The organism is Vibrio sp. 2096, from assembly GCF_033339595.1.
Taxonomy (GTDB): Bacteria; Pseudomonadota; Gammaproteobacteria; order Enterobacterales; family Vibrionaceae; genus Vibrio; species Vibrio alginolyticus.
Genome location: NZ_JAWOUX010000004.1, coordinates 289555 through 302497, shown reverse-complemented (window position 1 = coordinate 302497; position 12943 = coordinate 289555). Strand labels below are relative to the sequence as shown.

At 44.7% G+C, this 12943-nt stretch carries 14 protein-coding genes; 6 read left to right on the top strand and 8 right to left on the bottom strand.

Features of this window, described 5'->3' with window-relative positions; translation table 11 throughout:
- Nucleotides 1–12 precede the first annotated feature (12 nt).
- Nucleotides 13–393, top strand: a complete 381-nt coding sequence (gene apaG, locus R7Q41_RS10240) for a Co2+/Mg2+ efflux protein ApaG (RefSeq protein ID WP_005379668.1) — start codon at nucleotides 13–15, stop codon at nucleotides 391–393.
- Between the two features lie 15 nt (nucleotides 394–408).
- Nucleotides 409–1215 carry a bis(5'-nucleosyl)-tetraphosphatase (symmetrical) ApaH gene (gene apaH, locus R7Q41_RS10235; protein ID WP_169644226.1) on the top strand — a complete coding sequence of 269 codons (807 nt, stop codon included), beginning with the start codon at nucleotides 409–411 and terminating at the stop codon, nucleotides 1213–1215.
- Between the two features lie 72 nt (nucleotides 1216–1287).
- On the opposite strand, the gene folA is transcribed toward apaH, so the two are convergent.
- The 6 genes from folA to rplU form a co-directional block, all read right to left on the bottom strand.
- Nucleotides 1288–1788, bottom strand: a complete 501-nt coding sequence (gene folA, locus R7Q41_RS10230; protein ID WP_017633464.1) for a type 3 dihydrofolate reductase — start codon at nucleotides 1786–1788, stop codon at nucleotides 1288–1290.
- A 70-nt stretch (nucleotides 1789–1858) separates the two neighbouring features.
- Nucleotides 1859–2332, bottom strand: coding sequence for a threonine/serine exporter family protein (locus R7Q41_RS10225; RefSeq protein WP_318108355.1), 474 nt, complete (start codon nucleotides 2330–2332; stop codon nucleotides 1859–1861).
- On the bottom strand, nucleotides 2332–3132 hold the full coding sequence (locus R7Q41_RS10220) for a threonine/serine exporter family protein (RefSeq protein WP_005379664.1): 801 nt from the start codon (nucleotides 3130–3132) through the stop codon (nucleotides 2332–2334). The genes R7Q41_RS10225 and R7Q41_RS10220 overlap by 1 nt, the downstream gene beginning before the upstream one ends.
- 195 nt (nucleotides 3133–3327) lie before the next feature.
- Complete coding sequence (cgtA, locus tag R7Q41_RS10215) at nucleotides 3328–4503, bottom strand: Obg family GTPase CgtA (RefSeq protein ID WP_005383091.1); 1176 nt, start codon at nucleotides 4501–4503, stop codon at nucleotides 3328–3330.
- A gap of 212 nt (nucleotides 4504–4715) precedes the next feature.
- Entirely contained in the window at nucleotides 4716–4973 is a 258-nt protein-coding gene (gene rpmA, locus R7Q41_RS10210; protein ID WP_005383095.1) for a 50S ribosomal protein L27, read from the bottom strand.
- Between the two features lie 20 nt (nucleotides 4974–4993).
- A complete protein-coding gene (rplU, locus tag R7Q41_RS10205; RefSeq protein WP_005383096.1) occupies nucleotides 4994–5305 on the bottom strand; it encodes a 50S ribosomal protein L21 in 312 nt (103 codons plus the stop codon).
- A gap of 256 nt (nucleotides 5306–5561) precedes the next feature.
- Here rplU and ispB point away from each other — a divergent pair, with 256 nt between their 5' ends.
- On the top strand, nucleotides 5562–6533 hold the full coding sequence (gene ispB, locus R7Q41_RS10200; RefSeq protein ID WP_005383097.1) for an octaprenyl diphosphate synthase: 972 nt from the start codon (nucleotides 5562–5564) through the stop codon (nucleotides 6531–6533).
- A 94-nt stretch (nucleotides 6534–6627) separates the two neighbouring features.
- Here the strand turns inward: ispB and R7Q41_RS10195 are convergent, their stop codons facing one another.
- Both R7Q41_RS10195 and mdh read right to left on the bottom strand, forming a co-directional pair.
- Nucleotides 6628–6819, bottom strand: a complete 192-nt coding sequence (locus R7Q41_RS10195; RefSeq protein WP_005379661.1) for a hypothetical protein — start codon at nucleotides 6817–6819, stop codon at nucleotides 6628–6630.
- Between the two features lie 113 nt (nucleotides 6820–6932).
- Nucleotides 6933–7868 carry a malate dehydrogenase gene (gene mdh, locus R7Q41_RS10190; protein WP_005379660.1) on the bottom strand — a complete coding sequence of 312 codons (936 nt, stop codon included), beginning with the start codon at nucleotides 7866–7868 and terminating at the stop codon, nucleotides 6933–6935.
- A 359-nt stretch (nucleotides 7869–8227) separates the two neighbouring features.
- On the opposite strand from mdh, the gene argR reads away from it, so the two are divergent.
- The 3 genes from argR (at nucleotide 8228) to R7Q41_RS10175 (ending at nucleotide 12943) form a co-directional block, all read left to right on the top strand.
- The gene (argR, locus tag R7Q41_RS10185; RefSeq protein ID WP_005379659.1) at nucleotides 8228–8698 is read left to right on the top strand and encodes a transcriptional regulator ArgR; all 471 of its coding nucleotides are present in this window, start codon (nucleotides 8228–8230) and stop codon (nucleotides 8696–8698) included.
- Nucleotides 8699–9103: 405 nt separating this feature from the next.
- Nucleotides 9104–10072 carry a TAXI family TRAP transporter solute-binding subunit gene (locus R7Q41_RS10180; RefSeq protein ID WP_005379657.1) on the top strand — a complete coding sequence of 323 codons (969 nt, stop codon included), beginning with the start codon at nucleotides 9104–9106 and terminating at the stop codon, nucleotides 10070–10072.
- A gap of 291 nt (nucleotides 10073–10363) precedes the next feature.
- Nucleotides 10364–12943: a TRAP transporter permease gene (locus R7Q41_RS10175; protein ID WP_262602493.1), complete on the top strand. Its 2580-nt coding sequence runs from the start codon at nucleotides 10364–10366 to the stop codon at nucleotides 12941–12943.

The following is a 12943-nucleotide window of genomic DNA, read 5'->3' as shown; positions in this document are numbered from 1 at the left end:
TGAGGAGTGCACATGGACGTCATTCAACCTTGCATCAAAATTCAAGTTCACACCAAATACATCGAAGAACAGTCCAACCCAGAGCTACAACGCTACGTTTTCGCTTATATCATCACCATCAAAAACCTTAGCCAGCAAACCGTACAGTTAGTGAGCCGCCGCTGGCTAATCACAGACTCGAACGGCAAGCAAATGACGGTTGAAGGTGACGGAGTTGTAGGCCAGCAGCCCTTTATTCCAAGCAATGATGAATACACGTACAGTAGCGGAACCGCGTTAGAAACCCCTGTCGGCGTTATGCAAGGACACTACAAAATGCTGGATGAGAAAGGGCAAGAGTTCATCACCGAAATCGAACCATTTCGCTTGGCTGTTCCAAATGTTTTAAATTAGTAAATTGGAGATTCAGTGGCTACCTATATTGTTGGTGACATCCAAGGCTGTTTTGATGAATTGCAGCGACTACTAGAAAAAGTATCTTTCTCTGCGAAAAAAGACCAACTTTGGCTTGCTGGTGATTTGGTCGCCAGAGGGCCTAAATCACTAGAAACGTTACGCTTTGTGAAGTCACTTGGCGCAAGCGCAATCGTCGTGCTTGGTAATCACGACCTTCACCTTCTTGCAGTGGCTCACGGGATAAAAAAGGTCAAAGACAAAGATAGAACCGCACCTATTTTCACGGCCCCTGACAAAGAGGAACTACTGACATGGCTAGCTCAGCAACCTCTAATGGCCGAGCATGACGAGTTCGTGATGTGTCACGCTGGCATATCACCGCAGTGGAATCTAAAAACAGCGAGAAAGTGTGCCCGTGAAGTTGAGCGCATCATCCAAAGTGAAGAGCTGCCTTGGCTATTAAAAAACATGTACAGCAATCAACCTGATTCCTGGGATGACTCTCTACAGGGTTTGGACCGATACCGTTATATTATCAATGCTTTTACGCGGATGCGCTTTTGTTTCCCTGATGGTCGTTTGGATATGGATTGTAAATTGCCACCGCAACAAGTTTCCGGTAACGAACTTATTCCATGGTTTGAGGTGCCTAAACGTATCCACTTAAACAAAGCGGTGCTCTTTGGGCACTGGGCTGCACTGCAAGGTTATATGAACAACGAAGTCATCGGGCTAGATACTGGCTGCGTTTGGGGCGGAAGCCTGACCATGATCCGTTGGGAAGATAAGAAAATTTTTACTCAGGATGCACTCAGTTAACGGCTCTGATTGCCGGACTAGAAAACAAAAAGCACCGCATTTGCGGTGCTTTTCTTATTCGGCTCAATTTGATTATTTTTCTAAAATCGTAAAACGCATGTTATAAGCGTTTTTCTCATCAGCTTGATATTCTCTAGTGTACGTTTCTTGGAATTCATCATCCCATTGAGGAAATTGAGTATCTCCCTCAACATCAGCATCAATAAAAGTTAGATACAACTTATCAGCTTTATCAAGAAATGCTTCATAGATACTACCACCGCCGATAATCATAACCTCATTATGACCTTTGGCAGCTTCTAGAGCCTCTAAAGTAGAGCTCACTACTATTACGTCTTCTGCTGCATAAGATCGGTCTCTGGTAATGACTATATTGAGTCTATTTGGTAGAGCTTTACCAATTGACTCAAAAGTCTTACGCCCCATGACCACAGGCTTACCTAGTGTATGTTCTTTGAACCAAGCAAAGTCTGCAGGAAGGTGCCAAGGCATTGAGTTATTGTTACCGATGATCATTGGCTTTTCTTTATCAATAGCACCGTTATGTGCCATTGCCGCAATCATGCTAATCATAGAAATACTTTACCTTGAAGAAATTTGAGCGCAAATTATACCTAAATAACACTTTAGAACAAACGATCGCCTAAACAATTGGTCTTCTTCGATAAAAAAGTAACCCAGGAACCGCAAGACCAACTGCTAAACCTGCAATAATAAACATGGCCTTAAGAAAGTTTTCCATACAGGTTGCGACAAGCTCGGGTGAGTAGCCAACATGATTGATTTCTACCATAGCGATCATTGCTTTGTACGCAAACACACCCGGCACCATCGGGATCAAAGCAGCCACAGTAAACACTTTTGGATGCGCGAGAAAACAGTGAGACCAGTACACACCAATCATCCCAACTAACGTCGCAGCAAAAAAGGTTGCCCACTCAATAGGAATGCCAAACTGCATCATCAAGTAGCGGCTACCATGACCAATCGCGCCACCAACAGCGCAATACACTAAAGCTCTTTGTGGTACGTTAAAAACCAATGCAAATCCTACGGCGGGAATCGCCGCAAAAAACATGTCATTCAACAGGCCAAACATCAAATCAAATAAACTCATTAGATAGCCCACCCCCAAATTCCAGTTACACTCATCGCAGCAACGATCCCCAAACATGTCGCCAACGTTAGTAAACTAGCCATCACAAATCGAGCAATGCCCATATTAATGTGGCCTTTCAACATATCTGCGACAGAGTTAATGAGTGGGAAACCAGGTACAAGCATTAATACCGACGATGCCATTGCTACGGTAGGTAGATTACCGATTTGGTAAATTTCCGCCTGTGCTGAAATTAAGGTAGTCACAAAAGCGGTCGCAGCAAAGTTCAATAGAGGGTTGAAATGACGATGACCAATTTCTTGGCGAACGATCATGCCACCAGCTGAAGCTAAAAAGGTCATGATGAAGACTCCCCAATCACCACCAGCTAGATGACTGAATGCCGCACAAGACAAGCCAATCATAAACACCACCAACCAGCGGTTATAACGCTCTGGACTGATAGCGTTCAGCTTTTTCTGCGCCATGGTTGAATCGAGCAAACCACGTTCCATCATGATACAGATTCGTTGAATTTGCGTAATAACGCGCATATTGATGCCACGATCAGCGCAGCTTCGGGTGGTGGTGATGCAATGCCCATCCATTACCGTCGTCACAACCAATGCATTAGCTGATAGTGCTACCGCAACTTCATTCACCCCACAAGCAAGGCCAATACGACGCATAATATCGCTCACAAGAGTACTTTCAGCACCATGAGCAAGTAGCATTTGTCCGGCTTGGGCGACAAGACGAGAAATCGATCGTTGAGTAGATACCGCCAACTCTCTAGGCGGTATGGTTTCTAGAGTCATAAATAAGTCTAATTCCTTTTAGGGTGTTACTCATTCATACGCGCGAGGGCCAAACTAACCCTCAAAAAACACGACGTATCGGTTATTGTGCCGTAAATCACATCACCTAAATATGATTTAGATACAAAAAAAGCCGCAATAGATAATTGCGGCTTAATGAATTATAGGCAAACAGGCATTGTTTGACCGTTCTGATTAGTCACGAACGTAGACAACGTGACCGTCATCTTCTTCATCGTCCCAGTCATCCCAATCGTCGTCGTCATCTTCAGTGATAACGTCTTTACCCGCCATCGCATCTTTATGGTAATCATCCCACATGAAGTTAACTTTATCTTCTTCAGCCACTTCTTCCTCTTCGCGAGGTAGGTTATCCATAAAGTCAGCCAGTTTGTAACAAAGCTCTTTAGTACCGTTACGATTGATCGCCGAGATCTTAAAGTACTCGTCTTCCCAACCTAGTGCGTCTAAGATTTCTTGGATCTTCTCATTCGCTTCTTCTTCAGGCATTAGATCAACTTTGTTGAACACTAACCAGCGCGGCTTACTTGCCAGTTTTTCGCTGTATTGTTCTAGTTCATCAATGATCGTCAATGCATTTTGCACCGGATCGGACTGATCAATTGGCATAATATCGATCATGTGCAGCAACACTCGACAACGCTCTAAGTGCTTCAAGAATCGAATACCAAGGCCAGCGCCATCTGCTGCACCCTCGATCAAACCAGGGATGTCTGCAACAACAAAACTTTTCTCTGGTACGACACTTACGACACCCAAGCTTGGGATCAAAGTCGTGAATGGGTAATCAGCGACTTTCGGTTTTGCTGCTGATACTGCGCGGATAAAGGTTGATTTACCAGCATTAGGTAGACCAAGCATACCCACATCAGCAAGAAGCAATAGCTCAAGGCGAATTTCGCGTACTTCACCCTTTGTACCCAATGTTCTCTGACGAGGCGCGCGGTTTACTGAAGATTTGAAACGCGTGTTACCTAGACCGTGCCAACCGCCTTTTGCGATCATCACTTTCTTACCGTGTTCAGCAACTTCCGCCACGATTTCATTTGTGTGGATATCCACAGCGCGCGTACCCACAGGTACACGAAGAACGATGTCTTTACCACGCTTACCTGTACAGTTACCACCGCGACCGTTTTCACCACGCTCAGCTTCGTAGAAGCGCTGGAAACGGTAATCAATCAGAGTATTTAGGTTTTCATCGGCTTGGATATAAACATCACCACCGTCACCGCCATCACCGCCATCAGGGCCACCTTTAGTGATGAATTTTTCACGCCAGAAACTGACAACGCCACTACCGCCATCACCAGCCTGAACTTTTACTACCGCTTCATCTACGAACTTCATCTTTTACTCCGACTACTTCGTGCGTGGATTAAATCTTACTATGTCATCCGACAATTTTAGCAGATGACAGATCTAAGCTCCCAGATTCAAATCGCTTAGGATCTTAGCGAGAAACTTCGATATGTCGACTGCCACAAATAAAAAACCCCGCCGATTCGGCAGGGCTTTTGAATTCAGCTTAAAGCTATTAAATAATTTGGTTAAAAACCTAATTACTCAGCTTCGATGCTTACAAACTTACGGTTCTTAGGACCTTTCACTTCGAACTTCACTTTACCTTCAGTAAGAGCGAATAGAGTGTGGTCTTTACCGATACCTACGTTGTTACCAGCGTGGAACTTAGTACCACGTTGACGAACGATGATGTTACCTGCAAGTACAGATTCACCACCGAAACGCTTAACACCTAGACGTTTGCTTTCTGAATCGCGGCCGTTACGAGTAGAACCACCAGCTTTTTTGTGTGCCATTGTTAAACTCTCCTAATAGATTAAGCGTTGATACCAGTGATCTTCACTTCAGTGAACCACTGACGGTGACCCTGTTGCTTACGAGAGTGCTTACGACGACGGAACTTAACGATTTTAACTTTATCGCCACGACCGTGTTGTACAACTTCAGCAACAATTTTGCCGCCCTCTACAAGAGGAGCACCAACTTTGATGTCTTCGCCGTTAGCAACAAGAAGAACTTTATCAAATTCTACAGTTGCACCAGTTTCAACGTCTAATTTCTCTAAACGAAGAGTTTGACCTTCGCTTACACGGTGTTGTTTACCACCAGATTGGAAAACAGCGTACATATTTTACTCCGCTTTTTCCGCACAGCCTTTCTTGAGGGTGTGCGCTAAACTAATCATCAATAGGGCGCAGATTCTACAGAATAGATGCTCCTATGACAAGCCATATTTTGAAAAAATTGGCGAAAAGCTAATCGCCAAAGAAAAGTGCGGCAATCATGCCCTTTAGTAATGTATTAATCAACGTTTTTTAGTGTATTATTCGACAATTATATAAATCGAATAAGCCTTGCAGGGTCTAACTTCAGCCGGATATACGATGGATTTTAAAACTATCCAAGCGCTTACTGCCGATGACATGGCAAAAGTGAATGAAACAATTCAAGCCCAACTTAATTCTGATGTCTCTTTAATCAACCAGCTCGGTTTTTATATCGTGAGTGGTGGAGGCAAACGTCTAAGACCGCTTTTAGCGATACTGTCAGCCCGTGCACTTGGTTACCAAGGCAATGGTCATACAATGGCAGCTGCGTTTATTGAGTTCATCCATACAGCGACTTTGCTGCATGATGACGTGGTAGATGAATCAGACATGCGCCGTGGTAAAGCCACTGCGAATGCAGCATTTGGCAATGCGGCTAGCGTATTAGTTGGGGACTTTATCTATACACGCTCATTTCAGATGATGACGGAACTAGGATCCATGAAGATCCTTAAACTAATGAGCAATGCCGTAAACGTGATCGCCGAAGGTGAAGTACAGCAGTTGATGAACTGTAACGACCCTGACACGACAGAAGAAAGCTACATGCAAGTCATCTACTCTAAGACTGCGCGCTTATTTGAATCCGCAACTCAAATCGGTGCAATCTTAAATGATGCTCCTGAGCATGTGGAAATCGCAATGCAAAATTACGGTAAGTATCTAGGCACTGCGTTTCAGCTCATTGATGACGTCATGGATTACACTTCTGATGGCGAAGACATGGGTAAAAATGTGGGTGATGACTTGGCCGAAGGCAAGCCAACTTTACCTCTACTCCATGCTATGCGTAATACCACACCAGAAAACGCCATCATGATTCGTGAAGCGATTGAGAAAGCGAATGGCATGGATCGCTTAGAAGAAATTCTTGCGGTCATGAAAGAAGCAGGCTCTCTGGAATACACAACGCAAAAAGCTCTAGAAGAAGCAGACAAAGCAATCGCAGAACTATCAGTGTTGCCAGAGTCTGAATACAAACAAGCGCTTGTTACTCTGGCTCATGTCGCTGTACAACGCACGAAGTAATCAATAGCTACCCATAACGCAAGGCTTATAGCTAAAAGGAAGAGCATGCTCTTCCTTTTTTACGTTTGATACCTAATGACGACGCCCCGAGGCGCTAGTAATATCTGTCACTACCGCCATGCAGTTGTGGATCATCTTCTATTTCATCAAAGCTAACGGCGAGCTGCTGTTCAGTCCCTTGTTTGGACAATAATACTGTCTCTGCTTCATGATCGACCACTAATATCGTACCGACGCCTTGTTGGCACTCAACAACCATGCCTTTACGGATTCGACTCGCTTCCATCATCTTCTCCTTCACTACGTGGTTTTATTCGACCATTTTTACGAAGTTGAGAAATCAAGGATCAAAAAAGCCGATCAAAATGATCGGCTTTCTTCTTATATAGGCTTTCTAGATTACTTTGCGAATTCAACACCAATGTTGATGTCGCCATTTAGTGTTTCTAGCATACCGTCTAATGCAGACTTTTCGTAATCGCTGAGTTTGCCGTAGCTTAGTACTTCTTCAACGCCTTCTTTACCCAGTTTCACAGGTTGCGCGAAGTAAGTCGCGTGTTCGCCGTCGCCTTCAACGTAAGCGCACTCAACTACGCCTTCTTCACCTTGAAGAGCACGAACCAGAGACAGACCAAAGCGACATGCAGCTTGGCCCATTGATAGTGTTGCACTACCACCACCCGCTTTAGCTTCTACAACTTCAGTACCTGCATTTTGAATACGTTTCGTTAATGCTTCTACTTCTTCAGCTGTAAACTCAACACCTTCTACTTGAGACAGTAGAGGTAAGATCGTTACGCCAGAGTGACCACCAATAACTGGCACGCGAACGTCACCTGGATCTTTGTCTTTAAGCTCAGCAACAAACGTTTCTGAACGGATAACATCCAACGTTGTTACACCAAATAGACGACGCTTATCATAAACACCCGCTTTTTTAAGAACTTCAGCAGCAATTGGCACTGTTGTATTTACAGGGTTTGTGATGATACCAACACAAGCTTTCGGACAAACAACCGCAATCTTCTCCGCTAGCGATTTAACGATACCAGCGTTTACATTAAATAGATCCGCACGATCCATACCTGGCTTACGCGCAACACCAGCAGAAATTAGCACAACATCCGCGCCTTCTAGTGCTGGAGTAGGATCTTCACCAGCGTAACCTTTGATAGAAACTGGCGTAGGGATGTGGCTAAGATCAGCGGCCACACCAGGAGTTACTGGAGCAATATCATATAGGGCTAGATCAGAACCAGCAGGAAGACGGTTCTTAAGTAGAAGGGCCAGGGCTTGACCGATGCCACCAGCGGCACCAATAACGGCTACTTTCATGTAGTTCTCCTTGAGAGTATTTCTCTTATAAACGTATTCGTAGGGTAGTTTGTAACCAACTTAAATAAAGCTATCGGAATCACAACTTGATTACAATCAATTAACGCTAGCTTTGCGACCTCGCGCAACTCGCTGTTACCGTGCTACAAATGGGGCTTGGATTATTCTTTTATTCTGTTGAAATGACAAGGAATTCAAGAAAACAGATACAGCCCTACTTCAGCGCGCTAAAGAATTCTATGTGGTATATAGTTTACAGTGACGCATCTAACATAATCCTGGGACTCTTTGGCACCGCCTGAATATATATGCGAGAATATGCAAAATTGCTGACCCGTAATAAGAGATTTGTAATGACTATGCGCAATTCAGAAAAACAAGACAACTTAGTTCGCGCCTTTAAAGCCCTGTTAAAAGAAGAAAGCTTTGGCTCACAGGGCGAGATTGTTGACGCACTCAAACAGCAAGGGTTTGAGAGTATCAACCAATCTAAAGTCTCACGTATGCTGACTAAATTTGGCGCCGTCCGTACGCGCAATGCAAAAATGGAAATGGTTTACTGTCTTCCTGCTGAGCTAGGTGTCCCAACAGTCAGCAGCTCTCTGCGTGAACTGGTACTAGACATCGATCGTAATGCAGCGTTAGTGGTAATTCACACCGGCCCAGGTGCAGCACAGTTGATTGCTCGCTTGCTTGATTCACTCGGTAAATCCGAAGGTATTCTTGGCGTTGTCGCAGGTGACGATACCATTTTCATTACGCCAACCATGGCAATTACGACTGAGCAACTCTTCAAATCAGTGTGCGAGCTGTTCGAATATACTGGTTAAGTTCTATAAAGCTTCAATCAGCTAACTCATTGTGGGTTATAAAAGAAGTCTCATTTTGTAGCCCATAATTTATGTAAATTTTTTGCTTACTCCGCTCATTATTTAACCGCCCATTTTGTGATTAACATCACGCAATTGATCTTTTTCATTTCAGTCACTAAACGTCAATTAAGTAATTGTTATAAAAAGAATTAAATCACAAATTGAATCCTATCCCCTGATACAAAATTCAGACTTATCAACTATAACATTTAACAATTGGATAATTTTCTGCCAAATTTTTGTTATGATTCGCTCGCTTTTTCAAACGATTGGATTGAAAAAGGTGCCGTTTCCAAATAGGAAACTCCAGAAGTGATTTATGGTTATTTCCGGGTAAATAATGAATATAAGGAAGGGAAATTCATGGCATTTAACAAACTTCTCAAAGTAGGCGCTATCGCTGCAGCCGTAATGGGCGCAGGCGCAGTTAACGCTCAAGAGTTTATTACCATCGGTACTGGCTCTGTGACTGGTGTTTACTACCCAACTGGTGGTGCTATCTGTAAGTTGGTAAATAAAGGTCGTAAAGACCACAACATCCGTTGTTCAGTAGAATCAACTGGTGGCTCAATTTACAACGTTAACACTATCCGTGCAGGCGAATTAGATTTTGGTATCGTGCAATCGGATTGGCAGTACCACGGCTACAACGGTACGAGCAAGTTTGAAGAACAAGGCCCGTACAAGAAGCTACGCGCAATGTTCTCTCTTCATACAGAACCTTTCAACATCATTGCGCGTGCAGATTCAGGTATTGAAAATGTTGAAGACCTGAAAGGTAAGCGAGTAAACATCGGTAACCCAGGCTCTGGTGACCGTGCAACGATGGGCGTTGTCATGGAAGCGATGGGTTGGACAAACGACAGCTTCAAATTGGCGTCTGAGCTAAAAGGCTCTGAACGCTCTCAGGCACTTTGTGATAACAAAATTGACGCCTTCATTTACATGGTCGGCCACCCGAACGGTTCAATCAAAGAAGCAACCACATCATGTGATGCGAAGCTAGTTTCAGCAACAGGCCCTAAAATCGATAAAATTGTTGCCGACAACCCATACTACGCCTTTAGCTCAGTACCGGCTGGTATGTACCGCGGTACAGACAAAGACGTAAACAGCTTTGGTGTTGCAGCAACAATGGTAACGACCTCTGATGTTTCAGACGATGTCGCTTACAACGTGGCAAAAGCTGTGTTTGAAAACTTTGATACCTTCAAACGTCTACACCCTGCATTCGCAAACTTGAAGAAAGAAGACATGGTGAAAGCTGGTCTTTCTATTCCTCTTCACCCAGGTGCAGAAAAATACTACAAAGAAATGGGTCTAATTAAGTAATTACCTCAGACTCTACATACAGGCAGGAAAGAATATTTTCTGCCTGTTTGAGCATACAGGTTGTAGCACGTTCTAACTGTATGCTTCATTCGCCAGTTTTCTTCTGAAAACTGCGAGCTCATACCCAAGAAAACTTAAACGCCGCCTAACAGAGTATCCAACAATCAACACTTTGAGTTCAGGCAGCAAAATACTCGAAAGCAAACTTCGCTCCATTCACTACACTGATAGAGGCGAAGTGTGGTTCTCGATAAAAATCAGACAGGACCATCAATAATAAGGAAAAAGTACATGGCGACGAATCAAGCTCCGTCACAAGATGTGCAAGAAATGGTGGCTCAGGCAGACACAGGTGCACGTAGCCCTTCGGGAATGCAAGGACGAATCCTTTGGTTTGTTCCTCTGTGTTGGTCACTATTTCAATTATGGTACGCATCCCCGTTACCATTTATTTTCAATTTTGGCGTACTGAACGACACGGAAGCGCGATCTATCCACCTTACTTTCGCGATCTTTTTGGCTTTCACTGCTTATCCAGCGATGAAGAATTCTCCTCGCGATCATATCCCTCTTGTTGATTGGATACTCGCGTTGGCTGGCAGCTTTTCAGCAGCCTATATATACCTTTTTTATACCGAGCTAGCAGGACGCTCAGGCGCACCGACAACGGTTGATATCGTTGTTGCTGTTATCGGTATGATCCTCCTTTTAGAAGCAACACGCCGAGCTCTTGGTCCACCATTAATGGTCGTGGCTGCTGTTTTCCTTACTTACACCTTTGCAGGCCCTTACATGCCTGACGTTATCGCGCACAAAGGGGCAAGCTTGAACAAGGCCATGTCTCACTTGTGGCTAACAACAGAAGGCGTATTTGGGGTTGCGCTAGGTGTTTCTACCTCTTTTGTCTTCTTGTTTGTATTGTTTGGAGCAATGCTGGAACGCGCTGGTGCTGGTGCTTACTTCATTAAAGTTGCCTTCTCGTTGCTTGGCCATATGAAAGGTGGTCCAGCTAAAGCGGCCGTTGTTGCATCAGGTTTATCTGGTCTGGTTTCTGGTTCTTCAATCGCAAACGTAGTAACAACTGGCACCTTTACCATTCCACTGATGAAGCGTGTTGGCTTTCCCGGCACAAAAGCGGGTGCGGTAGAGGTAGCGGCTTCAACCAATGGTCAGTTAACACCGCCAATCATGGGTGCAGCAGCATTTTTGATGGTGGAATACGTCGGTATCTCCTACGTTGAGGTGATTAAAGCTGCCCTACTTCCAGCGCTAATCTCTTATATTGCTTTAATTTACATTGTTCACCTTGAAGCATGTAAAGCAGGCATGACGGGCCTTCCTCGTCGCCACAACCCAACACTAGTACAAAGTCTGCTGTCCTTTACTGGCACAATCTTAGGATTGTGTGTGATCAGCGCATTGGTTTACTACGGAGTGGGTTGGACAAAAGACGTCTTTGGTGATGCCGCGACACCAATTGTTACCGTCGCACTATTAATCGCGTACGTTGGGTTGGTGAAAGTCTCAGCAAATCACGTGCAAGATGGCGCAATTGAGATTGATGCAGAATTAACAGAAGTACCTGATCCTGGCCCAACCGTTAAGTCAGGCTTGCACTACCTACTCCCTATCGTCGTATTAGTTTGGTGTTTGACTGTCGAACGTTTCTCACCTGGCCTTTCGGCATTCTGGGCAACGGTATTCATGATTTTCATTTTGCTTACTCAACGTCCGTTGATTGCACTGCTGTCAAAGCAAGGTGACATGCTTCAGCAAACCAAAGATGGCTTTGTCGATCTTGCCGAGAGCTTAGTTTCTGGTGCGCGCAATATGATTGGTATCGGCGTTGCAACCGCGGCAGCGGGCACCGTTGTTGGTGTTGTTACACTAACGGGTATCGGCCTAGTGATGACCGACTTCGTCGAGTTTATCTCTGGTGGCAGCATCATTCTTATGCTGCTGTTTACCGCCATCATTAGCTTGGTTCTGGGGATGGGTCTGCCAACAACGGCGAACTACATCGTGGTCTCTACGCTAATGGCGCCGGTTATTGTTACGCTCGGCGCGGCGCATGGCTTGATTATTCCGTTGATAGCGGTGCACTTGTTCGTTTTCTACTTTGGTATTTTGGCCGACGATACCCCACCTGTAGGTCTTGCAGCTTTTGCAGCAGCCGCAATTGCGAAATCAGATCCAATTCGTACCGGTATCCAAGGTTTTACTTACGATATTCGAACCGCTATTTTGCCGTTCATGTTTGTGTTCAATACCCAGTTATTGTTAATGGGGATCGACTCTTGGTGGCATTTGGCACTCACGGTCATCTCATCGATCATTGCAATGCTGATTTTCTCTGCGGCAACTCAAGGGTGGTGGTTCACGCGTAACAAGTGGTGGGAAACAGTCCTATTATTAGTACTGACGTTTTCGTTTTTCCGTCCAGGTTTTTGGTGGGACATGCTGTACCCAGCGAAAGTTCTTTCTCCTGGCGTTGAGGTAGCTCAAATCACGGAAACACTAAATGTAGGAGAATCATTGGAGTTACGTGTTGCCGGTGAAAACCTTGAGGGCGACTACATTGAGAAAACGGTTCGTCTTCCATTCGAAGACAGTGCGACAACAGCAGACGCACGTATTTCATCTATGGGTCTGATGCTGACCGAAAGTGACAACAAAATGATTGTCGATATGGTTGAATTTGGTAGTCCAGCAGAGTCCGCAGGTATCGACTTTGATTGGGAAATCAAGTGGGTTATCCTGGATGCAGACCGTCCAATGAAAGAGTGGGTGTTTGTACCATGCTTAATGATTTTGCTGGTGCTTGCAATGAACCAAAAACGTCGTGCTCGTAAGGAACAATTGAGCGCATAA